Origin of the sequence: Duganella sp. Dugasp56 (genome assembly GCF_047304105.1) — a bacterium.
In the GTDB taxonomy this organism is placed as follows: Bacteria; Pseudomonadota; Gammaproteobacteria; order Burkholderiales; family Burkholderiaceae_D; genus Rugamonas; species Rugamonas hordei.
Genome location: NZ_JBGLYQ010000051.1, coordinates 20,981 through 42,924, shown reverse-complemented (window position 1 = coordinate 42,924; position 21,944 = coordinate 20,981). Strand labels below are relative to the sequence as shown.

The following is a 21,944-nucleotide window of genomic DNA, read 5'->3' as shown; positions in this document are numbered from 1 at the left end:
TCTGGTTAGAGGGGTTGCCGGCGCGGGAGTTCCGTCAGCGCTGGACCCTGGCGCAGAAGTCAAGCAGCAGCCGTTCGCCTTCCGGCCAGGGGCCGTAGCCGGCGTCGCCGTTGATGTGGCCGGCGTCGGCTATCTCGATGTATTCGCTGCCCCAGGCTTGCGCGAACTGGCGGGCGCGGGCAGGACTGACGTAGGGATCGTCGCTGCTGGCGACGACGATGCTGGGGAAGGGCAGGCGTTCCAGCTGCATGGGCTGGAAGCCGGTGGTGCAGTCCGGGTAGCCGGGGGCGTCGGTGTCGCTGGGGCCGACCAGGAAGGCGCCGGCGATTTTCAGCGGCGAAGCGGAGGCGGCCCAGCGCGTGACCAGCGAGCAGCTCAGGCTGTGGGCGGCCAGCACCGGCGGGCGCTTGCATTGCGCGATGGCGGCCTCCAGTTCGGCCACCCATTCGTCGCGCTCCGGAGTTTCCCAGTCGCGGTGCGGCACGCGCAGCCATTGCGGGTGCTTGCGTTCCCATTGCGTTTGCCAGTGGGCGGGGCCGGAATTCCACAGGCCGGCCAGGGTCAGGACTTCATATTCCACGCATGCTCCTTGCTGAGTAAGATGCGGCCATCTTACTGCGGCTGCGGCTGAAATTTTGCGGGCAAGGGCAGTTTGCGCAATCCTGGACAAATGTCTTCAGTCGAAGGCAACGTCTTCGATGCGGAAACGGTACTTGCGGCGTTCCGGTTCCGTCCAGCCTTGGCCTGGCGCGGTGTTGCGGATTGCGGGCGGTGGTGCATTGTCGGCTGCCCGGGCCTCGGTCGTTGGTTCGCGAGGCGACGTTGCGGCGGGAGCGACAGCTATGACCGTAGTCGTGGCGCGCGCCAACTCCTTGCGCCGCAGGTCGGCTCTCTTCCAGTTTTTTTCTCCTGGCATGCGGAGCGAGATGTCTTGCCAGGCGTTGCGCACGCTGTCGGCGTAAGCGCTGGCAAACTGGTTGGGTGAGACGGCCCGGTAGCCGCGCGGTTCGACAGGTGGTGTGCCGGGCGATGTCGCGAGCCAGTGGCGGATCGCGGCATCGACGGCTTCGGCCGGATCGGCCGGCGAGCCGGTTTCGCGCAGCCGATCCATCAGGGCGAGCAGGGTGGAGGGTGCGACATTCACACTTAGTGTAGCAAACATGCTGTTCTCCTTACTGAGATCTACTGAAATTTTCTGATTCTTACTGAGTTAAACCAGCTCAGTAAGGCAAAGCTCAATTCAGTGGATTTCAGTAGAAATTTCAGCAGGTTTGCTAGAGGGCGCGTGCGGGAATACCCGTGGTGTGTATTCCTGCGGCAAGTTCAGAGTTCGGTGCGCAGCGCGAACAGTTCGGGGAATAGCACCACGTCGAGCATCTTGCGCAGGTAGCTGACGCCGGCGGTGCCGCCGGTGCCGGTCTTGAAGCCGATGATGCGCTCGACCGTGGTGACGTGGCGGAAGCGCCAGAAGCGGAACGCGGTCTCCAGGTCGACCAGCTTTTCGGCCAGCTCGTACAGGCCCCAGTAGCGGGTGGTATCGCCGTAGACCTGCAGCCACGCGGCCTTGACCGACTCGTCGGCCACGGTCGGCTGGGTGCAGTCGGCCGCCAGTCGCTCGGCCGAGATCGGCAGGCCGTTGCGGGCCAGCAGCTGGATCGCCTCGTCATACAGCGACGGGGTGCGCAGCGCCTCTTCCAGCAGCTGGTGCGCGTCGGGCGCGCTGCCGTGCACGGCCAGCATGTTGGCGTTCTTGTTGCCGAGGATGAATTCGATCTCGCGGTACTGGTGCGACTGGAAGCCGGACGAGGCGCCCAGGTAGGGGCGGATCGCCGTGTATTCGGGCGGCGTCATCGTCGCCAGCACGTCCCAGGCGTGCACCAGCTGGTCCATGATGCGGGCCACGCGGGCCAGCATCTTGAAGGCCGGCGGCAGGTCGCCCGCGCGCATGTGCACGCGCACGGCGCGCAGCTCGTGCAGCATCAGCTTCATCCACAGTTCGCTGGTCTGGTGCTGGACGATGAACAGCATCTCGTTGTGGTTGGGCGACAGCGGATGCTGGGCGTTGAGGATCTGGTCCAGGCCCAGGTAGTCGCCGTAGCTCATCTTGTTGCTGAAGTCCATCTGGGCGCCGTGCCACTCGGCATCGCCGGCGGCGGGCGCGGTGTGCAGCGGGCAGCCGCTGGCCGGTTGTTTGGTATCGCTCATATTGTTTGTCTCGTTTTCAGGTCACGCGTTCAGGTTACGGCGTCGCGCTTGGCGTCGACGTTGTAGTCCTTGCGGTCCAGGATGTCGCGCAGGATCTCGACGGCATCCCATACGTCGGCAAAGCTGGTGTACAGCGGCGTGAAGCCGAAGCGCATGATGGCCGGCTCGCGGTAGTCGCCGATGACGCCGCGCGCGATCAGCGCCGACATCACGGCGTAGCCATGGGGATGGGTGAAGCTGACCTGGCTGCCGCGCCGCGCATGCTCACGCGGCGTCACCAGCCCCAGCGGATGATCGGCGCAGCGCTGCTCGACCAGCTCGATGAACAGGTCGGTCAGCGCCAGCGACTTGGCGCGGACGGCCGCCATCGTGGTTTGCGCAAACACATCCAGCCCGCATTCGACCAGGGCCAGCGACACCACCGGCTGCGTGCCGCACAGCGCGCGGCCGATGCCGTCGACCGGCGCGAAGTCCGGCGCCATGGCGAACGGGGCGGCATGGCCCCACCAGCCGGACAAGGGCTGGCGGAAGCGCGCCTGGTGCCTGGCCGGCACCCAGATGAAGGCCGGCGCGCCGGGGCCGCCGTTCAGGTATTTATAGGTGCAGCCTACCGCCAGGTCGGCGCCGTCGGCGTTCAGGTCGACCGGCAGCGCGCCGGCCGAGTGCGCCAGGTCCCAGACGATCAGCGCGCCGGCCGCTTGGGCCAGGGCGCTGGTGGCGCGCATGTCGTGCTGGTAGCCGGTGCGGTAGTTGACGTGGGTGAGCATGACCACGGCGGTGTCGGCGCCGATGGCGGCCGGCAGCTGCTCGACGCTGTCGATCAGCTTGACGGTGTAGCCGCGATCGAGCCAGGCGCTCAGTCCCTGCGCCATGTAGATGTCGGTCGGGAAGTTGGAGCGCTCGGTGACGATGGTGCGGCGCTCGGCGCCGGCCGGGTCGGCGGCCTGCATCTGCAGCGCGGCGGCCAGCGCCTTGAACAGGTTGACCGAGGTGGTGTCGGTGACGACGACTTCGCCGTCGGCGCCGCCGATCAGCGGGGCCAGGCGGTTGCCCAGGCGCTTGGGCAGGTCGAACCAGCCGGCGGTGTTCCAGCTGCGGATCAGGTCGTGCCCCCATTCCTGGACGATCAGCTGCTGCGCGCGGGCGAGGGCGGCCTTGGGACGGGCGCCCAAAGAGTTGCCATCGAGATAAATCACGTTGGGCGGCAGGTCGAACTGGTCGCGCAGGGAGGCGAGCGGATCTTGCGCGTCGCGTTCCAGGCAGTCGTTGCGAGTTGTCATTGTGTAACTTTCCGGCAAGTGGTTGGATGCTTTAGATGTCAATAAGTTGCTAGTGTAACCCGGAAAGGGCGCCCCAGAAGCGCCGTCGGGGCCGGTGCCATACCCCGCAAACCCGCATGAATGCTGGGTTTGCGGACTTTTTTAAAATATTTTCGATTTTTTTCAAAAAAACCCTAAAGTTCCCGAAACCGCTGCCGTTATCAGTTTCATGATGAGCGGAAAAGCGCCATCAGGTGGCAAGAGGGAAGTCAAAAATACTTAAAAATATTTTTGCTGAAACCCTAAAGTTCCCCGAATTGCTGCCGTAACCGGGTTAGATGTAGCAAAAAAGAGTCGCGTCGAGCACTATTTTTCGTTTCATGACAGGACTTTTTTGAAGATTCTGGACCTAAAAATTTCTACGCCGCAAGGGCGTAGGCCATCGATCTGCGAGTGTTTGTAAGACAAACACCGACGGGTCGCGTTCGCTATTCTCCGGTGAAAAATACGGAGCTCATCCTCTACTCCGTTTTTTGTTGCTCACGCAGAATGTATCTCACTGGAAACGCAAATGTGTTCCGCAGTGCAGATAACGGACTAGGAGATGGAAATGACCGCTAACGATATGATGGCCGAAATTCGCGACGCCAACCTGAGCTATTTGATGCTGGCTCAGCAGATGATCCGCGCCGACAAAGTCACCGCGATCTTTCGTCTTGGCATCGCCGCCGACATCGCCGACCTGATCGAAGGCATGAGCAACGCGCAAATCCTGAAACTGGCAGGCGGCAACATGATGCTGGCCCGCTTCCGCTTCGACGACGGCGCCATCCTGTCGATGCTGACCAGCTACAACAAGGACCGCGTGCTGGCCCAGTCGCACGCCGCCATCCTGATGGCCGGCCAGGCCGTCGAAGAAATCGCTTAATCAACCTCACGGCGCGGAGCGGAAACCATGACCAAGAAAAGCGTAGTGTCGGAAGCCCAGGAAATTCAGCTGGCGATCGAACTGATCCAGCTTGGCGCCCGGCTGCAGCTGCTGGAATCGGAAGTGTCGCTGTCGCGCGAGCGCCTGCTCAAGCTGTACAAGGAGTTGAAGGGCGTGTCGCCGCCCAAGGGCATGTTGCCGTTCTCGACTGACTGGTTCCTGACCTGGCAGCCGAACATCCACTCTTCGCTGTTCATCAATATTCACAAGTTCCTGACCGAGCACGCCGGCGCCACCGGCATCGAGGCGGTCATGAAGGCCTACAAGCTGTACCTGGAGCAAATGCCGCCGGAAGCGGGCGAAGAGCCGCTGCTGTCGCTGACCCGGGCCTGGACCCTGGTGCGTTTCTTCAGCAGCAAGATGCTGGAAACGGCCCCGTGCGGGCGCTGCCAGGGCAAGTTCGTGGTCAACTGCATGGACCTGAACGGCAGCTATGTCTGCGGCCTGTGCCACATGCCTTCGCGCGCCGGCAAGACCAAGAAAGCCCGCGACGCCGACGCCCTGGCCGCGTGACCCGGCCCGCCGCCCGCGAACCCTACCTGTTGCGCATCGTCCGCGCGCCCGCCGTGCGGGCGCTGCTGATCCAATGCGGCGCCGCGCCGCTGACCCTGGCCATCGTGTATCTGCTGGCCAGCGCGCATTTTCCCATGAGTTATCTGACCGTCGCCGTGGTGCAGGGCGCGCTGGCGGCCGCCATCACGTGGCGGCTGGGGCTGGCCGTCTGGTGGCGCGGCATCCAGCTGCTGTTCCCGCCGGCGGTGCTGGCGGCGCTGGCGCTGCAGCTGCCGTCGTGGCTGTTCCTGGCCGTGTTCCTGGTGTTGCTGGGGTTGTATTGGTCGACGTTTCGTACGCAAGTGCCGTATTACCCGTCCGGCCCCGCGGTCTGGCATGCGGTAGGTCAAGCGTTGCCGCCGGGGCGGCCGCTGCGGCTGATCGATATCGGCAGCGGCCTCGGCGGACTGGTGCTGTATCTGGCGCGGCTGCGGCCGGACGCCGACTGCGGCGGCATCGAGCTGGCGCCGCTGCCATGGCTGGTCAGCCGGCTGCGCGCGCGCCTGGCCGGCAGCGGCGCCCGGTTTTTGCTGGGCGACTACGAAAACCTCGACTTCTCCCGTTACGACGCCGTGTTCGCCTACCTGTCGCCGGCCGCCATGGCCGGACTGTGGCGCAAGGCGGCGGCCGAAATGCGGCCCGGGTCCATGCTGATCAGCTACGAATTTGCTATCGACGCCCGCGCGCCCGATCAGACCATCCACGCCACACAGGGTGGCGACGCCCTCTACATTTGGTACTTTTAAGCATCATTTGGCGTTATTCACTTGCCCGTCCCCCCCGACTCACGCTATTGTAGTTCTACATGTAAATTTATTGAAATCGGCTGTTTGTTAGTCTGGATTGCGCCGGGACAGCCACCGATTTCGCTCTGGGGAGTCAGCGCACTTGTTAGTCATCATTGGATATGTAATCGTCTGCGTCGGCGTGTTTGGCGGTTTCGCGTTGAACGGCGGGCATCTGGCCGCGCTGTTGCAGCCGCTGGAGCTGCTGATGATAGGCGGCGGCGCGGCCGGTGCTTTCCTGGTCGGCAATAACAGCAAGGCGCTGAAAGCCACGCTGGCCGCCATCCCGACGCTGTTCAAGGGTTCGCGCTACACCAAGGATCTGTACATGGAAATGATGTCGCTGCTGTTCGACGTCCTGTCCAAGGTGCGCAAGGAAGGCCTGATGTCGATCGAGGGCGACATCGACGGCCCGGACCAGAGTCCGCTGTTCAGCAAGTATCCGAGCGTGCTGGAAGACCACCACATCGTTGAATTCATGACGGACTACCTGCGCCTGATGGTGTCGGGTAATATGGATGCGTTCCAGATCGAAAACCTGATGGACAACGAGATCGAGACCCATCACCACGAAGGCGCCGTGCCGGTGCACGCGATCGCCAAGCTGGGCGACGGCATGCCGGCGTTCGGCATCGTGGCGGCGGTGATGGGCGTGGTGCATACGATGGAATCGGTGGGCTTGCCGCCGGCCGAGCTGGGCATCCTGATCGCGCACGCGCTGGTCGGCACCTTCCTCGGCATCCTGCTGGCCTACGGCTTTGTCGGTCCGCTGTCGACCCTGCTGGAGCAGAAGCTGGAAGAATCGACCAAGATGTACCAGTGCGTCAAGGTCACCCTGCTGGCCAGCCTGAACGGCTACGCGCCGGCGCTGGCGGTCGAGTTTGGCCGCAAGGTGCTGTACTCGACCGAGCGGCCGTCGTTTGCCGAGTTAGAGGATCACATCAAGAAATCGAAGTCCAAGTGAGCGCGGTAGCCGGTATCATGCTCGCCATTGTCTACGCATTGAGGAAACGTCATGGCTGAAGAAGGCTTGCGGCCGATCATCGTCAAACGGATCAAGAAGGGCGGCGGCGGCCACCATGGCGGCGCGTGGAAGATCGCGTATGCCGACTTCGTGACGGCGATGATGGCGTTTTTCCTGCTGATGTGGCTGCTGGGCTCGACCACCAAGGGCGACCTCAACGGCATCTCCGAATATTTCAAGACGCCGCTGAAGGTGGCCATGCAGGGCGGCTCGGGCAGCGGCGACAGCTCGTCGGTGATCCCCGGCGGCGGCAAGGACCTGACCCGGCGCGACGGCCAGGTCAAGGCCAGCGACGATCCGACCATCCAGAAAACCTTCAACCTGACGGCCGCCAAGGCCGCGCTGGAGGCCGAGGAGGCGCAGCGGCTGAAGGCGCTGAAGGAAAAGATCGAGGCCAAGATCGAGTCGAACCCGCTGCTCAACAAGTACAAGAAGCAGCTGCTGCTCGACATCACCAGCGAGGGCTTGCGGATCCAGATCGTCGACGAGCAGAACCGGCCGATGTTCGCGCTGGCCAAGGCCGAGCTGCAGCCGTACACGCGCGAGATCCTGCACGAGATCGGCTTTGTGCTGAACGACGTGCCCAACAAGATCGGCCTGTCCGGCCACACCGACTCGACGCCCTACCTGAGCGACGCCGGCTACAGCAACTGGGAATTGTCGGCCGACCGCGCCAACGCCTCGCGCCGCGAGCTGATCGCCGGCGGCATGGCCGACGCCAAGGTGCTGCGCGTGGTGGGGCTGGCCTCGGCCGCCAACCTCGACAAGGCCGACCCGTTCAACCCGATCAACCGCCGCATCAGCATCATCGTGATGAACAAGCGCACCGAGGAAAACGTCATGCGCGACGGCGTGCGGCAGATGGAGGTGGGCGCCGACGACGGCGCCGCGGCGCCGGCCGCGGCAACGGCGCCGGCCGGACCGCCGGTGCGCAAGTAAGACAGTAGAAGAGTAGAACGACGAGAGTGTTATGACGAGAAAAAAAATCCTGGGCTCCCATGTCAAGCGCCTGCTGTCGGGCGTGTCTGACCATGGGCGCAAGCATTTGACCGAAGTCGAGACCGATCTGATCCAGACCGGCCTGCTGCTGGAGGAGGCGATTGAAAAGCTGTCCTTCAACTTCATGGCCATCCACCAGGCGGTCGAGGCCGAGCAGGCGACGATCAAGCTGCTGCTCGAGGGCGGCACCGCCACGCCCGAGCAGCGCGAGCAGCTCGAGGCCTTGCAGGGCAACGTCGGCGCCTATGTCAACGCCGCCATCACCAGCCTGCAGTTCCAGGACATGACGAGCCAGCTGATCGACCGCACCTTGAAGCGGGTGACCGGCCTGCGCGAGTTCCTCGGCACGCTGGGCGCGCACGGCGCCGAGATGCTGCCCGAGAGCGACAACGAGGAAATCGTCGCCTTGCTGGGCAAGGTCAGCATGGCGCTGGCGATCCAGAGCCTGGAGCTGCGCAGCGTGCTGCGCAAGGCGGTCAGCCAACAACACCTGGAGAGCGGCGACATCGAACTGTTCTGACGCCGCAACCTACCGATTGTTTTAAAGACGGACAGCGTGTCCGGCATATATAGAGTGAGAGCAAAGATGGCCAAGACAATACTTGCAGTTGATGATTCCAGTTCCCTGCGCCAGATGGTCGCCTTCAGCCTGAAGGCGGCCGGCTACCTGGTGGTCGAGGCGGTGGATGGCCAGGACGGGCTGGAAAAAGCCAAGCTGCAAAGCGTCGACCTGGTGCTGACCGACCAGAACATGCCGCGCATGGACGGCCTGCAGCTGATCAAGCTGCTGCGCGAGCTGCCGGCGTATCAGAAGACCCCGATCCTGATGCTGACCACCGAGTCGTCCGACGAAATGAAAGCCAAGGGCCGCGCCGCCGGCGCCAACGGCTGGCTGGTCAAGCCCTTCGATCCCCAGCGGCTCATCGAGGTAGTGAAGAAGGTCATCGGCTGATAGGGCGCATGCAATGACGCTGAGCGAACTTTACGGAGTATCACCATGACCATCGATATAAGCCAGTTTTTCCAGGTCTTTTTCGATGAGGCCGAGGAATTGCTGGCTGAAATGGAGCGGCTGCTGCTGGCCGTCACCGTCGACCATCCGGACCCAGAGGATCTGAACGCGATCTTCCGCACCGCCCATTCCGTCAAGGGCGGCGCGTCGACGTTCGGCGTCACCGACATGACCGAGGTGACCCACATCCTGGAAACGCTGCTCGACCGCATCCGCAAGGGCGAGATGGCGCTGACGTCCGAGCACGTCGACGCCTTCCTGGCGGCCAAGGACATCCTCAAGATGCAGCTGGACGGCCACCGCCACGGCGCCGCGGTCGACCAGGACGCGGTCGGCGACGTGCGCATGATGCTGCAGTCGCTGGCGCAGGACATGCCGCTGGCGGCGATGGCGCATGTGGCGCCGTCGTTCCAGGCGGCCGAGACCAGGGCGGTCGACCACAGCGGCGGGCGCCGCTACCGGCTCGAGCTGCCGGCCATGGCGCACCGCGAGGTGACCGCGCTGGGCGCCGAGCTGGGCCTGATGGGCCACGTCTCGATCACGCCGCTGGACAAGGAGCGCAACGCGATGGTGGTCACCACGCACGAGAGCCTGGACGACATCATCGCCATCTGCTCGTTCGTGCTGAACCCGGACGACATGGTGGTGACCGAGCTGCCGGCGCTGGACGCCAAGCAGGCGCGGCTGGAAAACGCCGAGCGCTCGAAAGTCGAGAAAGACCTGGGCTACGGCTTCTTCGACGAAGCCGAGCTGCACCCGGCCGCCAGCGGCAGCGGCGAGGGCTACGGCTTCTTCCAGCCGCTGGACGAGATCCGCGCCAACGCCGACGCCGGCGCCGACGACGCCCGCGGCTACGGCTTCTTCCAGCCGGTCGAGCAGATCCGCGCGGCCGCCGGCATCGTCGCCGAGGCGGCGCCGGCGCAGGCCGTCGTCGAAGAGGAAAAGAAGGCCGCCAAGAAGGAAGAGAAGGAAAAGGGCGGCCCCGGACCGGGCGCCGAATCGTCGTCGATCCGGGTGTCGATCGAAAAGGTCGACCAGCTGATCAACCTGGTGGGCGAGCTGGTGATCACGCAGGCGATGATCGAGCAGCGCGTCGACACGCTGGACCCGATGGCGCACGAGCGCCTGTTGAACAGCGTCAGCCAGCTGACCCGCAACACGCGCGACCTGCAGGAAGCGGTGATGTCGATCCGCATGATGCCGATGGACTTCGTGTTTTCGCGCTTCCCGCGCATGGTGCGCGACCTGGCGGCCAAGCTGGGCAAGAAGGTCGATTTCATCACCAACGGCGCGGCCACCGAACTGGACAAGGGCCTGATCGAGCGCATCGTCGACCCGTTGACCCACCTGGTGCGCAACTCGATCGACCACGGCATCGAGATGCCCGACGTGCGCCGCGCGGCCGGCAAGAGCGACTCGGGCCGGCTGTTCCTGTCGGCCTCCCACCAGGGCGGCAACATCATCATCGAGGTGTCCGACGACGGCGGCGGCCTGAACCGGGAGAGGATCCTGGCCAAGGCGCAGCAGAACGGCTTGCCGCTGAGCGACAACATGAGCGACGCCGACGTCTGGCAGCTGATCTTCGCGCCCGGCTTCTCGACCGCCGAGCAGGTGACCGACGTGTCCGGCCGCGGCGTGGGCATGGACGTGGTCAAGCGCAACATCACCGCCATGGGCGGCGTGGTCGACATCCGCTCGGCCAAGGGCTTCGGCACCACGATCTCGATTTCGCTGCCGCTGACCCTGGCGATCCTGGACGGCATGTCGATCCGCGTCGGCGAGGAGGTCTACATCCTGCCGCTGGGCTTTGTCATCGAATCGCTGCAGCCGGCGCCGGAAGACGTCAAGGAAATTTCCGGCAAGGGCCGCGTGATCAAGGTGCGCGGCGAATACCTGCCGCTGGTGCCGCTGTACCAGATGTTCGACATCACGCCGCGCTTCACCGACCCGTGCCAGGGCATCGTCGTCATCATCGAGACCGACGGCCGCAAGGCCGGCCTGTTCATCGACGACCTGGTCGGCCAGCAGCAGGTGGTGGTCAAGAACCTGGAATCGAATTACCGCAAGGTGGCCGGCATCTCCGGCGCCACCATATTGGGCGACGGCGGCGTGTCGCTGATCCTCGATGTCGCCGCATTGATACGCTCATCCCGTCAGCTCGCCGACGAGCAGATTTTTAGCTAATCCACCAAGGAAACCATCATGGCAGAGGTACTAACCACCGGAGCAAACGAGATCGCCGGCCACGAATACCTGGCGTTCACGCTGGGCTCGGAGGAATACGGCATCGACATCCTCAAGGTGCAGGAGATCCGCGGCTACGAGGCGGTGACCCGCATCGCCAACGCGCCGGAGTTCATCAAGGGCGTGATCAACCTGCGCGGCATCATCATCCCGGTGGTCGACATGCGCATCAAGTTCAACCTTGGCTCGCCGGTGTACGACCAGTTCACCGTGGTCATCATCCTCAACATCAGCGGCCGCATCGTCGGCATGGTGGTGGACTCGGTGTCGGACGTGACCACCCTGACGCCGGAGCAGGTCAAGCCGGCGCCGGAGATGGGCACCGCCTTCAGCACCGACTACATGATCGGCCTGGGCACCATCGATGAGCGTATGCTGATCCTGGTCAACATCGACAAGCTGATGTCAAGCGCCGAGATGGGCTTGATGGAGCAGATCGCGGCCTAAGCCACGCCGCCGTCAGTACCAAGGCAGCGCCCAGAGAGTGCGCGCCAGTGACCACACACATCCGGGGTTCGCGAGCAGGTCCCGGCGAGCAAGCATAGACAGCATAGGGGAGAACAAGATGAATTTACGCGACTTCAAAATCGGCGCCCGCCTCAGGATAGGCTTCGGCAGCATACTGCTGATCCTGGTGGCGATGGTCCTGATGACCAATTACCTGAACTACAGCAACAAGAGCAAGCTGACCAAGGGCCTCGAGCTGTCGACCGCGAAGAACCTGCAGGCCGGCGCCATGAAGAGCGCGATGCTGGAGACCGGCATCGCCATGCGCAACATCGGCCTGCAGTCGGACGTCAGCCTGATGCAGAAGGAAGAACAGAAGGTCAAGGACCAGCGCGCCCGCTACGACAAGGCGCAGGTCGACCTGAAGGCGCTGGGCCTGAACGACGCTGAAAAGAAGGCGCTGGCCGACATCGCCGCGCTGGACGTCGACGTCGACAAGGCGTTCAAGGAAGCGATCGGCCAGGTGCTGGCGTTTAACAGCGAAGGCGCGGCCAAGGTCATTTCTGGCCGCATCGATCCGCTCAACCAGCAGACGCTGGCGCTGATCAACAAGCTGGTCGACATGCAGCAGGCCAACGCCAAGGAAGTGATGGACGGCTCGGTCAGCTCCGACCGCAGCCTGATGATGATGCTGTTCGGCCTGGGCGCGGTGGCGGTGGTGCTCGGCATCGCCTGCGCGGCCGTCATCACCGGCTCGATCACCGGCCCGCTGGCCGGCGCCGTCGAAGTGGCGCAGAAAGTGGCCGCCGGCGAGCTGACCTCGCAGGTCCATGTCGAAGGCAAGGACGAGACCAGCGAGCTGCTGCAGGCGCTCAAGGACATGAACGACAGCCTGTCCAAGACCGTCGGCGACGTGCGCAACGGCACCGAGATGATTTCCACCGCGTCGCAGGAGATCGCCTCCGGCAACGCCGACCTGTCGGCGCGCACCGAGTCGCAGGCCAGTTCGCTCGAAGAGACGGCATCGTCGATGGAAGAGCTGACCTCCACCGTCAAGCAGAACGCCGACAACGCGCGCCAGGCCAACCAGCTGGCCGTATCGGCCTCGTCGGTGGCGGAGAAGGGCGGCACCGTGGTGTCGCAGGTGGTCGAAACCATGGGCTCGATCAAGGCCAGCTCGAGCAAGATCGTCGACATCATCGGCGTCATCGACGGCATCGCGTTCCAGACCAACATCCTGGCGCTGAACGCGGCGGTCGAGGCGGCCCGCGCGGGAGAGCAGGGCCGCGGCTTCGCCGTGGTGGCGTCCGAGGTGCGCAACCTGGCCCAGCGCTCGGCCGGCGCGGCCAAGGAAATCAAGGAACTGATCGGCGATTCGGTCAACAAGGTCGACGCCGGCAGCAAGCTGGTCGACGAGGCCGGCCAGACCATGGACCTGATCGTGACGTCGATCCGCCAGGTGGCCGACATCATGGGCGAGATCACCGCCGCCACCCAGGAACAGAGCAACGGCATCGAGGAAGTCAACCAGGCCATCACGCAGATGGACGAGATGACGCAGCAAAACGCCGCGCTGGTGGAGCAGGCCGCCGCGGCGGCCGAGAGCATGCAGGAACAGGCGCAGATGCTGGCGCAGGCGGTCAGCATCTTCAAGCTGGCCGATGACGAGGCGCATCGTTCGTCCGCCCGCGCGCCGGCACCGCGGCCGGCGCCGCGTGCGGCGGTGGCCGCACCGGCACCGGCGCCGGCGCCGCGCGTGGCCGCCGCGGCCCGTCCGGCCGCGCCGAAAAAGCTGGCCACCCCGGCGCCGGCTGCCGGCGAGGAGTGGGAAGAGTTTTAAGAGGACGCCGCCGCGGGCATTGTTAGTGGATACAAATAAAGGTTTTAACATATGCCGCAAACCAAAGACACCGTCAAAGAGTTTGATTTCAACGCCAAGGACTTCGAACGCGTCCGCGGCCTGATCTACAAACGGGCCGGCATCTCGCTGGCCGACAGCAAGCAGGAGATGGTGTACAGCCGTCTGGCGCGGCGTTTGCGCGCCACCGGCATCGGTTCGTTCGGCAAATACCTGGACGACCTCGAGGCCGGGCGCCTGGGCGAGGAGTGGGAGTCGTTCACCAACGCGCTGACCACCAACCTGACCTCGTTCTTCCGCGAGGCGCACCACTTCCCGCTGCTGGCCGAACATATCAAGGGCAAGCGCGAACCGATCACCATCTGGTGCTCGGCCAGCTCGACCGGCGAGGAGCCGTACTCGATCGCCATGACCGTCTGCGAGGCGTTCAACACGTTGACGCCGAACTGCCAGATCATCGCCACCGACATCGACACCAACGTGCTGGCCACGGCCGCCAACGGCGTCTACACCATGGACCGGCTGGACAAGATGTCGCCCGAGCGTTCGCGCCGCTTTTTCCTCAAGGGCAAGGGCGACCGCGAAGGCATGGCGCGCGTGCGGCCGGAGTTGCGCAACATGATCACTTTCAAGCAGCTGAACCTGCTGGCCGACAACTGGCCGCTCAGCGGCCAGTTCGACGTGATTTTTTGCCGGAACGTGATGATTTACTTTGACAAGGCGACTCAGCGTAAAATACTGTCCCGCTTTGTCCCATTGATGAAACCGGACGCCTTGTTGTTCGCGGGCCATTCGGAGAATTTCCTCTACGTGTCGGAGTCGCTCAAACTACGCGGCAAGACGGTGTACGAGCTGGACGATCAACACCGTGGTGCTGCCCAAAAAGCATCGCAACGCACATGAGAATAAAAAATGGATCTCGAACAATTTGCCACGAACGTCTATTACGATAGAACGTTCGACTGCGAAGCCGCCAAGATACTGCCGGGCGAGTACTACTTCACCAACAAGGACATGTTGATCGTGACGGTGCTCGGCTCCTGCGTGTCGGCCTGCATCCGCGACCGGGTCACCGGCCTGGGCGGCATGAACCACTTCATGCTGCCCGACGGCGGCGGCGACAACGGCAGCCCGGTGTCGGCCTCGGCGCGCTATGGCACGTATGCGATGGAAATCCTGATCAACGACCTGCTCAAGGCCGGCGCCAAGCGCGAGAACATGGAGGCCAAGGTGTTTGGCGGCGGCGCCGTGCTCAAGGGCTTCACCGCGATCAACGTCGGCGAGCGCAACGCCGCCTTCGTGCTGAACTTCCTCAAGGTCGAGAAAATCCGCGTGGTGGCCGAGGACCTGAACGACATCCACCCGCGCAAGGTGTATTTCTTCCCCCGCACCGGCAAGGTGCTGGTGAAAAAGCTGATGCAGACCCACAACGACACGCTGGCCAAGCGCGAGATCGAGTACGCCAGCCGCCTCAAGGTGGCGCCGGTGGGCGGCGAGATCGACCTGTTCTGACCGAATTGAGGGCATAGGGCCCGGAAAGTAGCGTTTTATGAAGATCAAAGTCCTGATCGTCGACGATTCCGCGCTGATCCGCAGCGTGATGAGCGAGATCATCAACAGCCAGCCCGACATGGAAGTGGTGGCGGCCGCCCCCGATCCGCTGGTCGCGCGCGAGCTGATCAAGCAGCACAACCCCGACGTGCTGACGCTCGACGTCGAGATGCCGAAGATGGACGGCCTCGACTTCCTGGAAAAACTGATGCGGCTGCGGCCGATGCCGGTGGTGATGGTGTCGTCGCTGACCGAGCGCGGCTCGGAGATCACCATGCGCGCGCTGGAACTGGGCGCGGTCGACTTCGTCACCAAGCCGAAGATCTCGATCCAGGCCGGCATGCGCGAGTACACCGACCTGATCACCGACAAGATCCGCGCCGCCTCCAAGGCGCGGGTGCGCGCGCGCGTGCTGCCGCAGGCCGGCGCCGACGGCCAGGGCGGACAGACCCAGCTGCCGCAGCTGCGCAATCCGCTGACCTCGTCGGAAAAGCTGATCATCATCGGCGCCTCCACCGGCGGCACCGAGGCGATCCGCGAGTTCCTGATGCAGATGCCGTCCGACTGCCCCGGCATCCTGATCACCCAGCACATGCCCGAAGGCTTCACCACCTCGTTTGCCAAGCGCCTCAACAGCCTGTGCAAGATCTCGGTGCAGGAAGCGCAGGGCAACGAGCGCGTGCTGCCGGGCCACGCCTACATCGCCCCCGGCCACTCGCACCTGTACCTGACCCGCAGCGGCGCCAACTACATGACCCGCATCGACCAGGCCGAGCCGGTCAACCGCCACCGGCCGTCGGTGGACGTGCTGTTCCGTTCAGCCGCGCAGTGCGCCGGTAAAAACGCGGTTGGGGTTATCCTGACCGGCATGGGCAAGGATGGCGCGGCCGGCATGCTGGAGATGAAGGGCGCCGGCGCGTATAATTTCGCCCAGGACGAGGCCAGCTGCGTGGTGTTCGGCATGCCGCGCGAGGCGATCGCCATCGGCGCCGCCCACGAAGTCGGCGCGCTGCAGGCGCTGCCGGGCATGGTGCTGGGTTACCTGGCGGCCCACGGCATGCGGGCTTTGCGGGTATAAAGGGTATAAATGCCCCTGTTTGACGTTTTACTGCTACTTTGTTCGCCTTAAAGCAACGAAAATGCTATCCTACAACTTGCTGGCACGTAGATACTATTAACAACCACCGCGTAGAGAAACAACGGAGTAATTCATGGCTGATCCAAAGATGAAATTTTTAGTTGTTGACGATTTTTCGACGATGCGCCGCATTGTCCGGAATCTGTTGAAAGAACTGGGTTATGCCAATGTCGATGAGGCGGAAGACGGCGTGATGGCGCTGGCCAAGCTGCGCGCTGAATCGTTCGACTTCGTCGTGTCCGACTGGAATATGCCGAACATGGACGGCTTGACGATGTTGCAAAACATCCGTGCCGATCCCGCGCTGGCCAAGCTGCCGGTGCTGATGGTGACCGCCGAGGCGAAAAAGGAAAACATCATCGCGGCTGCCCAGGCAGGCGCCAACGGCTATGTGGTTAAACCATTCACCGCAGCAACGCTGGATGAAAAGCTGAACAAGATCTTCGAGAAGCTCGGAGCTTGATAATGGTTGAGCAACACAGCGGATCCGCCGCGGTCGCGATGGATCCGAATGAGGAGTTTTTGTCGCGTATCGGTCACATGACGCGGGCCTTGCATGAAAGCTTACGCGGGCTGGGCTTGGATAAATTGATAGAAAAAGCGGCATCCGACATCCCGGACGCCCGCGACCGCCTCGATTACGTCGCCCGCCTCAGCGAAGACGCGGCGCAGAAAGTGTTAAACGCCACCGATGCCGCCAGTCCGCTGCAGGACCGGATAGGCGGCGACGCCAGGCAGCTGAGCGCCTCGTGGAACGGCCTGCTGGCGGCCGGCGCGCCGGACCCGCAGTGGCAGGCGCTGGCGCAGCAAACCGTCGCCGCGCTGGACGGCGCCGCCGACGGCGCGACGCAGACCAAGGCCCATCTGATGGACATCATGATGGCGCAGGATTTCCAGGATTTGACCGGGCAGGTGATCAAGAAGGTCACCTCGATCGCACAAAACCTGGAAAGGCAGCTGGTGCAGATGCTGATCGATTTCGCGCCTGAACAGATGAAGAAGGAGCTCGACAACGGCTTGCTGAACGGACCGCAAATCGATCCGACCGGCGAAGGCGTGGTGGCCGACCAGGAGCAGGTGGACGATCTGCTCGATAGCCTGGGTTTCTGATCCGCTGTCTTTCATAGATAACCATGCACCAAACCAATTTCCTCGTCCGTGAACCGCTGCTGGACGCCAAGCAGAGGGTGGTTGGCTATGAACTGTCCTGGCAGCGGCCCGGCGGTGCGCCGTCGACGCCGGCCGAACTGGAATTGCTGATCGGCTTCGTGGCCGAACAGGTCAACGACGAGGACCAGGGCTGGCTGCTGCGCGACAAGATCCTGTTCCTTGAAGCGGTGCCGGCGATGCTGTCGACCGACGCCCTGCATCAGCTGCCGCCCGAGCGCACCGTGCTGTCCATCCGTACCGCCGAGCTTGCCAATCCCGACACCATGGCCGCCGTGCAGGCGCTGCGCGCCGGCGGCGTCGGCATCCTGCTGCGCGAGGCCGACCTGAGCCGCATCGGCAGCCGCCTGCCGACCATCGCCTCGTATGTCGAAGTGCGCTTTTCCGGCGCCGACGTCGGCGCCCAGGCGCGCACCTATGCGGCGCTGAAGCAATCGTCGGTGGGCATGGTCGCGCGGCCGGTCAGCAACTGGGGCGATTTCGACGCCTGCGCCGCGCTGGGGCTGAACGCCTTCGTCGGCAAGCTGCACCTGACGCCGCGCCCCAGCAGCGACTCCAAGGGCTTGAATCCGGCGCAAACCATCATCATGCAGCTGATGCAGATGGTGCGCCAGAACGCCGACATCGTCCAGCTCGAGGCGGTGCTCAAGCGCGATGCGACCCTGTCGTACAAACTGCTGCGCTTCATCAACTCGGCCGGCTTCGGCGCCGGGCGCGAGATCCAGTCGCTGAAGCAGGCGCTGACCCTGCTCGGCTACACGCCGCTGTATCGCTGGCTGACCTTGCTGCTGGCCACCGCCAGCACGTCCGGCTACTCGCCGGTGCTGCTGGAGACGGCGGTGGTGCGCGGTCGCCTGGCCGAACTGCTGGGGCAGGCCGCGCTGGGCAAGAGCGAGGCGGAAAACATCTTCGTGGCGGGCATGTTCTCGCTGCTGGACCGGCTGCTGGGCATCACCATGCAGGAAGTGCTGGCCAATATCCAGCTGTCCGACGACGTGGTTGCCGCGCTGCTCACCCGCAGCGGCAAATACGGCCCCTATCTGGCGCTGGCCGAAGCCTGCGAACTCAATTCCGACCTGGTCGCCTCGCTGGCCGCCTCGCTCAAGCTGAGCCCGGAAGATGTCAACAAAGCCCACCTCTCCGCGCTGGCCTGGGCGCAAAACGTCGCGGCCTGATCCGTCTCAATCGTCACGCGTGCGCGCGTTGACATGGCCAATTGCGCGGCGGATTATGTGCGCATGAACTCCAATTCTGACAAAGACTATATCGATGCCAAGGCGGATAGCTTACACGCCGAGATGGCTGGCAGGACAGACAGCCTGCACGCCGAGATGGCCGGCCTTCGTGCCGTGCTCGACGAGCGCACGGAGGCGATACGCGAGTCGATGAGAGAGATGCGCGTGGCGGTGGAGGCCAAAATCGTCAGCACCGTCGAAAGCGCGGTGTCGCAGTTGGTCAAATGGATGGTGGGCACCTTCATCGCCACGATCGCGATTTTCATCACGGTGATGACCTTTGTGCTGAACAACGCGGTGCCGAAGACGCCGGCGCCGGCAGCGACCGTACCGGCCGTGATCATTCAGGTCACGCCGCAGGGCGTCAGCGTGCTGCCGGTGGCGCCCGCTGTGCCGCCTAAGCCTTAAATTTCCAGGTTGTCGATCAAACGGGTCGAGCCCAGCTTGGCAGCGGCCAGCACCACCAGTTGCGCGCCTTGCGCCAGGTCGCCGGCGTTGGGCGGTTGCAGGTCGTTGCGCTTGCGGATGGAGATGTAGTCCGGTTTCCAGCCGCGCTTGGCCAGGTCGTCCATCGCCTTGTGCTCCAGCTGGAACACGTCCAGATGGCCCGAGCGCATTTCATTGGCCACGAAATTCAAGGTCTGGTACAGCGCCGGCGCTTCCGCCCGTTCCGTTTCCGACAGATACATATTGCGCGACGACAGCGCCAGGCCGTCGTCGGCGCGATACGTCTCGGCCGCGATGATCTCGGTCGGCATGGCGAACTGACGGCTCATGTTACGCACGATCATCAGCTGCTGGTAATCCTTCTTGCCGAACACGGCCACGCGCGGCTGCACGCACGAGAACAGCTTGGTCACCACCGTGCACACGCCGTTGAAGAAGCCCGGGCGGAATTCGCCCTCCAGCGTGTTGCCCAGGCCGTCCGGCGGCTGCACACGGTACTCCTGCGGCTCCGGGTACAGATCCTTCTCGGTCGGTGCGAACAGCACGTACACGCCTTCCTTCTCCAGCTTCTCGACGTCGGCCTGGAAGGTGCGCGGGTACTTGTCGAAATCCTCGTTCGGGCCGAACTGCAGGCGGTTGACGAAGATCGACGCGACCACCGGGTCGCCGTGCTTGCGCGCCAGCCGCATCAGCGACAAGTGGCCCTCGTGCAGGTTGCCCATCGTCGGGACGAAGGCGGTGCGCAGTTGGCCGCTGAGTTGGTCGCGCAATTCTTCAATGGAAGTGATGATTTTCATGACATGTGTTCGCTATGAGCGGTAATGGGAATTCGGGGGAGGGCGGCCGTTCAGGCCGGCGAGTACGCGAGCCGCACGTAGATGGGCGCGAACGGCTCGGCCTGGGTAATTTCAATCAGCGTTTCCTTGGCCAGCTCCAGCAGCGCGACAAAGTTCACCACCACCACCGGCACGCCGCCGGCGATGTCGAACAGGTCGGCGAACTCGACGAAGCGGCTCGATTGCAGGCGCCGCAGGATGCCCGTCATGTGCTCGCGCACCGACAGTTCCTCGCGGCTGATCTTGTGGTGCTGGGTCAGCTTGGCGCGCTTCATCACGTCCAGCCAGGCTTGCTGCAGGTCGATCGGCGCCACGTCCGGCCAGGTCGGCACCAGGCTTTGCTCGATGAATATCTGCGTGCGCACGAAGTCGCGGTCGACCTGGGGGATCGTGTTCAGGTCGTAGGCGGCCAGCTTGATCTGCTCGTATTCCAGCAGGCGGCGCACCAGTTCGGCGCGCGGGTCGTCGCTTTCGATTTCCAGGTCCGACTGGCGCTGCGGCAGCAGCATGCGCGACTTGATCTCGATCAGCATCGCCGCCATCAGCAGGTATTCTGCCGCCAGCTCCAGGTTGGACAGGCGGATCTGGTCGACATATTTCAGGTATTGCAGCGTCAGCTGCGCCATCGGGATGTCGAGGATGTTGAAGTTTTGCTTGCGGATCAGATAGAGCAGCAAGTCCAGCGGGCCTTCGAAGGCGTCGAGGAAGATTTCCAGCGCGTCGGGCGGGATGTACAGGTCGGTCGGCATTTTCAGCATCGGCTCGCCGTACAAGCGGGCCAGGGCCGACACCTCGGTGGTGATGGCGGCGGCGTCCGCCTCGGCCGCTTCCGCCAGCTCCGGCGACGGCGCGGCCTCCGCCTCGCCGACCAGGTCGGCTACCGGCGGTTGCGTTTCAACCGTGTCGTCTGGCAACATCCTTGCCGCCCCGGAATGCTTAGACCTTGTTCTGGTAGACGTAAGCTTGTTGCTTGATGGCCGATTTCATCTGGCGCTCCTGCTCGTCCAGCGATACCGGCGGACGGTCCCACAGCAGCGCGCGGCCTTTTTGCTGGCCTTCTTCCATGCCCGGATTCTTTTCCTTCAGCGCCTTGATGAACAGGGTGTGATCGGATTCGTACATCGAATGTTGTTTAGAGAGTTTCATATTTTCTAAGTGGGTGGATCAGCAACTTGTATTTTACCGCGCCGCGGCGGCCGGGCGCTAATTCTATCGCCGGCCTTCAGCCGGAAACGGCGGAATCGGGTATGCTCGGGACGTAATGTTGCATAGTTATCACGAAAAATAGAAAAATGACCCATCGCCTGACGCCCAAAACCGTTTTCCTGCTGACTTTGCCTCCGCTGCTGTGGGCCGGCAACGCCATCGTCGGCCGCCTGGTGCACGACATGCTGCCGCCGGTGCTGCTCAATTTCCTGCGCTGGCTGATCGCGTTTTGCATCCTGCTGCCGCTGGCCGGGCCGGTGTTCCGGCGCGAGGCCGGCATGTGGCGCTACTGGAAGCAGTACGCGCTGCTGGGCCTGCTCGGCATCGGCATGTACAACGCGCTGCAATACATGGCGTTGCAGAGTTCGACGCCGATCAACGTCACGCTGGTGGCGTCCGGCATGCCGGTGTGGATGATGCTGACCGGCTGGCTGTTCTTCGGCGTGCCGGTGAGCCGGCGCCAGGTGGCCGGCGCCGTGCTGTCGATCGCCGGCGTGGTGCTGGTGCTGGCGCGCGGCGAGTGGCGCCACGTGCTGGAACTGCGGCTGGTGGCGGGCGACCTGTTCATGATCCTGGCCACCATCGCCTGGTCGCTGTACAGCTGGCTGCTGACGCGCGCGAAGGAACCGGCCGGCATCCGCGCCGACTGGGCCGCCTTCCTGCTGGCGCAGGTGGCGTTCGGCGTGCTGTGGTCGGGCGGCTTCGCGGCCGGGGAATGGGCGCTGGGCGCGATCCCGGTGCAATGGAGCTGGACGCTGGCGGCGGCGCTGGTCTACGTGTCGGTCGGGCCGGCGGTGATCGCCTTCCGCTGCTGGGGCGCGGGCGTGCAGGCGGCCGGGCCGTCGGTCGGCGCGTTCTTCGTCAACCTGACGCCGCTGTTCACGGCCTTGCTGTCGTCTGCCTTCCTGGGCGAGGCGCCGCATGGCTACCATGTGGCGGCGTTCGCGCTGATCGTCGGCGGCATCGTCGTCTCGGCGCGACGCTAGAATCC

The 21,944-nt window shown here is 63.9% G+C and carries 25 protein-coding genes; 18 read left to right on the top strand and 7 right to left on the bottom strand.

Going from position 1 to position 21,944, the window contains the following annotated elements:
- Positions 1-34 precede the first annotated feature (34 nt).
- From ACCD07_RS27365 to kynU, 4 genes are all read right to left on the bottom strand, one after another.
- Positions 35-580 carry an RBBP9/YdeN family alpha/beta hydrolase gene (locus ACCD07_RS27365; protein ID WP_413449165.1) on the bottom strand — a complete coding sequence of 182 codons (546 nt, stop codon included), beginning with the start codon at positions 578-580 and terminating at the stop codon, positions 35-37.
- 96 nt (positions 581-676) lie between these two features.
- On the bottom strand, positions 677-1,162 hold the full coding sequence (locus ACCD07_RS27360) for a hypothetical protein (RefSeq protein WP_413449164.1): 486 nt from the start codon (positions 1,160-1,162) through the stop codon (positions 677-679).
- A 161-nt stretch (positions 1,163-1,323) separates the two neighbouring features.
- Positions 1,324-2,205, bottom strand: coding sequence for a tryptophan 2,3-dioxygenase (kynA, locus tag ACCD07_RS27355; RefSeq protein WP_176651693.1), 882 nt, complete (start codon positions 2,203-2,205; stop codon positions 1,324-1,326).
- Between the two features lie 29 nt (positions 2,206-2,234).
- Positions 2,235-3,485: a kynureninase gene (gene kynU, locus ACCD07_RS27350; RefSeq protein ID WP_176651692.1), complete on the bottom strand. Its 1,251-nt coding sequence runs from the start codon at positions 3,483-3,485 to the stop codon at positions 2,235-2,237.
- Positions 3,486-4,074: 589 nt separating this feature from the next.
- On the opposite strand from kynU, the gene flhD reads away from it, so the two are divergent.
- From flhD to ACCD07_RS27265, 17 genes are all read left to right on the top strand, one after another.
- The gene (flhD, locus tag ACCD07_RS27345; protein WP_176651691.1) at positions 4,075-4,392 is read left to right on the top strand and encodes a flagellar transcriptional regulator FlhD; all 318 of its coding nucleotides are present in this window, start codon (positions 4,075-4,077) and stop codon (positions 4,390-4,392) included.
- A gap of 27 nt (positions 4,393-4,419) precedes the next feature.
- Positions 4,420-4,965, top strand: coding sequence for a flagellar transcriptional regulator FlhC (flhC, locus tag ACCD07_RS27340; protein ID WP_176651690.1), 546 nt, complete (start codon positions 4,420-4,422; stop codon positions 4,963-4,965).
- Positions 4,966-5,027: 62 nt separating this feature from the next.
- Positions 5,028-5,750, top strand: coding sequence for a class I SAM-dependent methyltransferase (locus tag ACCD07_RS27335; RefSeq protein WP_413449168.1), 723 nt, complete (start codon positions 5,028-5,030; stop codon positions 5,748-5,750).
- Between the two features lie 142 nt (positions 5,751-5,892).
- The gene (gene motA / locus ACCD07_RS27330) at positions 5,893-6,753 is read left to right on the top strand and encodes a flagellar motor stator protein MotA (protein ID WP_176651689.1); all 861 of its coding nucleotides are present in this window, start codon (positions 5,893-5,895) and stop codon (positions 6,751-6,753) included.
- A gap of 51 nt (positions 6,754-6,804) precedes the next feature.
- The gene (gene motB, locus ACCD07_RS27325) at positions 6,805-7,752 is read left to right on the top strand and encodes a flagellar motor protein MotB (protein WP_176651688.1); all 948 of its coding nucleotides are present in this window, start codon (positions 6,805-6,807) and stop codon (positions 7,750-7,752) included.
- Positions 7,753-7,783: 31 nt separating this feature from the next.
- Positions 7,784-8,332 (top strand): chemotaxis protein, encoded by a 549-nt coding sequence (locus tag ACCD07_RS27320; protein ID WP_176651687.1) that lies wholly within the window; start codon positions 7,784-7,786, stop codon positions 8,330-8,332.
- A 66-nt stretch (positions 8,333-8,398) separates the two neighbouring features.
- Positions 8,399-8,764, top strand: a complete 366-nt coding sequence (locus ACCD07_RS27315) for a response regulator (RefSeq protein WP_008450079.1) — start codon at positions 8,399-8,401, stop codon at positions 8,762-8,764.
- A gap of 45 nt (positions 8,765-8,809) precedes the next feature.
- Positions 8,810-11,008, top strand: a complete 2,199-nt coding sequence (cheA, locus tag ACCD07_RS27310; RefSeq protein WP_176651686.1) for a chemotaxis protein CheA — start codon at positions 8,810-8,812, stop codon at positions 11,006-11,008.
- An 18-nt stretch (positions 11,009-11,026) separates the two neighbouring features.
- Positions 11,027-11,515, top strand: coding sequence for a chemotaxis protein CheW (locus ACCD07_RS27305; protein WP_176651685.1), 489 nt, complete (start codon positions 11,027-11,029; stop codon positions 11,513-11,515).
- Positions 11,516-11,633: 118 nt separating this feature from the next.
- Positions 11,634-13,355 (top strand): methyl-accepting chemotaxis protein, encoded by a 1,722-nt coding sequence (locus tag ACCD07_RS27300; RefSeq protein ID WP_413449163.1) that lies wholly within the window; start codon positions 11,634-11,636, stop codon positions 13,353-13,355.
- Positions 13,356-13,406: 51 nt separating this feature from the next.
- Entirely contained in the window at positions 13,407-14,276 is an 870-nt protein-coding gene (locus ACCD07_RS27295) for a CheR family methyltransferase (RefSeq protein ID WP_413449162.1), read from the top strand.
- Positions 14,277-14,285: 9 nt separating this feature from the next.
- Positions 14,286-14,885 (top strand): chemoreceptor glutamine deamidase CheD, encoded by a 600-nt coding sequence (gene cheD, locus ACCD07_RS27290; protein ID WP_176651682.1) that lies wholly within the window; start codon positions 14,286-14,288, stop codon positions 14,883-14,885.
- Positions 14,886-14,922: 37 nt separating this feature from the next.
- Positions 14,923-16,002 (top strand): protein-glutamate methylesterase/protein-glutamine glutaminase, encoded by a 1,080-nt coding sequence (locus ACCD07_RS27285; protein ID WP_176651681.1) that lies wholly within the window; start codon positions 14,923-14,925, stop codon positions 16,000-16,002.
- Positions 16,003-16,135: 133 nt separating this feature from the next.
- Positions 16,136-16,525 carry a chemotaxis response regulator CheY gene (gene cheY / locus ACCD07_RS27280; RefSeq protein WP_008450066.1) on the top strand — a complete coding sequence of 130 codons (390 nt, stop codon included), beginning with the start codon at positions 16,136-16,138 and terminating at the stop codon, positions 16,523-16,525.
- Between the two features lie 2 nt (positions 16,526-16,527).
- Positions 16,528-17,172, top strand: a complete 645-nt coding sequence (gene cheZ, locus ACCD07_RS27275; protein WP_413449161.1) for a protein phosphatase CheZ — start codon at positions 16,528-16,530, stop codon at positions 17,170-17,172.
- 23 nt (positions 17,173-17,195) lie between these two features.
- On the top strand, positions 17,196-18,404 hold the full coding sequence (locus ACCD07_RS27270; protein ID WP_353403009.1) for an EAL and HDOD domain-containing protein: 1,209 nt from the start codon (positions 17,196-17,198) through the stop codon (positions 18,402-18,404).
- A 63-nt stretch (positions 18,405-18,467) separates the two neighbouring features.
- Complete coding sequence (locus ACCD07_RS27265) at positions 18,468-18,872, top strand: hypothetical protein (protein ID WP_176651678.1); 405 nt, start codon at positions 18,468-18,470, stop codon at positions 18,870-18,872.
- Here the strand turns inward: ACCD07_RS27265 and panC are convergent.
- From panC to ACCD07_RS27250, 3 genes are read right to left on the bottom strand one after another with little or no spacing between them, the layout of a single operon-like run.
- Positions 18,869-19,708 carry a pantoate--beta-alanine ligase gene (gene panC / locus ACCD07_RS27260; RefSeq protein ID WP_176651677.1) on the bottom strand — a complete coding sequence of 280 codons (840 nt, stop codon included), beginning with the start codon at positions 19,706-19,708 and terminating at the stop codon, positions 18,869-18,871. The genes ACCD07_RS27265 and panC overlap by 4 nt on opposite strands.
- 50 nt (positions 19,709-19,758) lie before the next feature.
- Complete coding sequence (locus ACCD07_RS27255) at positions 19,759-20,664, bottom strand: segregation and condensation protein A (protein ID WP_176651676.1); 906 nt, start codon at positions 20,662-20,664, stop codon at positions 19,759-19,761.
- A 19-nt stretch (positions 20,665-20,683) separates the two neighbouring features.
- On the bottom strand, positions 20,684-20,893 hold the full coding sequence (locus ACCD07_RS27250; protein WP_176651675.1) for a DUF3460 family protein: 210 nt from the start codon (positions 20,891-20,893) through the stop codon (positions 20,684-20,686).
- A gap of 146 nt (positions 20,894-21,039) precedes the next feature.
- On the opposite strand from ACCD07_RS27250, the gene ACCD07_RS27245 reads away from it, so the two are divergent.
- Positions 21,040-21,939, top strand: coding sequence for a DMT family transporter (locus tag ACCD07_RS27245; RefSeq protein ID WP_413449160.1), 900 nt, complete (start codon positions 21,040-21,042; stop codon positions 21,937-21,939).
- Positions 21,940-21,944 lie beyond the last annotated feature (5 nt).

What these genes read in the sequence shown, in the direction of transcription:
- ACCD07_RS27320 (WP_176651687.1), top strand. Translation starts at nt 7,784, where the DNA reads ATGACGAGAAAAAAAATCCTGGGCTCCCATGTCAAGCGCCTGCTGTCG.
- ACCD07_RS27305 (WP_176651685.1), top strand. Translation starts at nt 11,027, where the DNA reads ATGGCAGAGGTACTAACCACCGGAGCAAACGAGATCGCCGGCCACGAA.
- ACCD07_RS27360 (WP_413449164.1), bottom strand. Translation starts at nt 1,162, where the DNA reads ATGTTTGCTACACTAAGTGTGAATGTCGCACCCTCCACCCTGCTCGCC.
- ACCD07_RS27315 (WP_008450079.1), top strand. Translation starts at nt 8,399, where the DNA reads ATGGCCAAGACAATACTTGCAGTTGATGATTCCAGTTCCCTGCGCCAG.
- panC (WP_176651677.1), bottom strand. Translation starts at nt 19,708, where the DNA reads ATGAAAATCATCACTTCCATTGAAGAATTGCGCGACCAACTCAGCGGC.
- ACCD07_RS27270 (WP_353403009.1), top strand. Translation starts at nt 17,196, where the DNA reads ATGCACCAAACCAATTTCCTCGTCCGTGAACCGCTGCTGGACGCCAAG.
- ACCD07_RS27255 (WP_176651676.1), bottom strand. Translation starts at nt 20,664, where the DNA reads ATGTTGCCAGACGACACGGTTGAAACGCAACCGCCGGTAGCCGACCTG.
- ACCD07_RS27250 (WP_176651675.1), bottom strand. Translation starts at nt 20,893, where the DNA reads ATGAAACTCTCTAAACAACATTCGATGTACGAATCCGATCACACCCTG.
- cheY (WP_008450066.1), top strand. Translation starts at nt 16,136, where the DNA reads ATGGCTGATCCAAAGATGAAATTTTTAGTTGTTGACGATTTTTCGACG.
- ACCD07_RS27295 (WP_413449162.1), top strand. Translation starts at nt 13,407, where the DNA reads ATGCCGCAAACCAAAGACACCGTCAAAGAGTTTGATTTCAACGCCAAG.
- ACCD07_RS27265 (WP_176651678.1), top strand. Translation starts at nt 18,468, where the DNA reads ATGAACTCCAATTCTGACAAAGACTATATCGATGCCAAGGCGGATAGC.
- cheD (WP_176651682.1), top strand. Translation starts at nt 14,286, where the DNA reads ATGGATCTCGAACAATTTGCCACGAACGTCTATTACGATAGAACGTTC.
- flhD (WP_176651691.1), top strand. Translation starts at nt 4,075, where the DNA reads ATGACCGCTAACGATATGATGGCCGAAATTCGCGACGCCAACCTGAGC.
- ACCD07_RS27285 (WP_176651681.1), top strand. Translation starts at nt 14,923, where the DNA reads ATGAAGATCAAAGTCCTGATCGTCGACGATTCCGCGCTGATCCGCAGC.
- kynU (WP_176651692.1), bottom strand. Translation starts at nt 3,485, where the DNA reads ATGACAACTCGCAACGACTGCCTGGAACGCGACGCGCAAGATCCGCTC.
- motB (WP_176651688.1), top strand. Translation starts at nt 6,805, where the DNA reads ATGGCTGAAGAAGGCTTGCGGCCGATCATCGTCAAACGGATCAAGAAG.
- ACCD07_RS27300 (WP_413449163.1), top strand. Translation starts at nt 11,634, where the DNA reads ATGAATTTACGCGACTTCAAAATCGGCGCCCGCCTCAGGATAGGCTTC.
- kynA (WP_176651693.1), bottom strand. Translation starts at nt 2,205, where the DNA reads ATGAGCGATACCAAACAACCGGCCAGCGGCTGCCCGCTGCACACCGCG.
- flhC (WP_176651690.1), top strand. Translation starts at nt 4,420, where the DNA reads ATGACCAAGAAAAGCGTAGTGTCGGAAGCCCAGGAAATTCAGCTGGCG.
- cheZ (WP_413449161.1), top strand. Translation starts at nt 16,528, where the DNA reads ATGGTTGAGCAACACAGCGGATCCGCCGCGGTCGCGATGGATCCGAAT.
- cheA (WP_176651686.1), top strand. Translation starts at nt 8,810, where the DNA reads ATGACCATCGATATAAGCCAGTTTTTCCAGGTCTTTTTCGATGAGGCC.
- ACCD07_RS27245 (WP_413449160.1), top strand. Translation starts at nt 21,040, where the DNA reads ATGACCCATCGCCTGACGCCCAAAACCGTTTTCCTGCTGACTTTGCCT.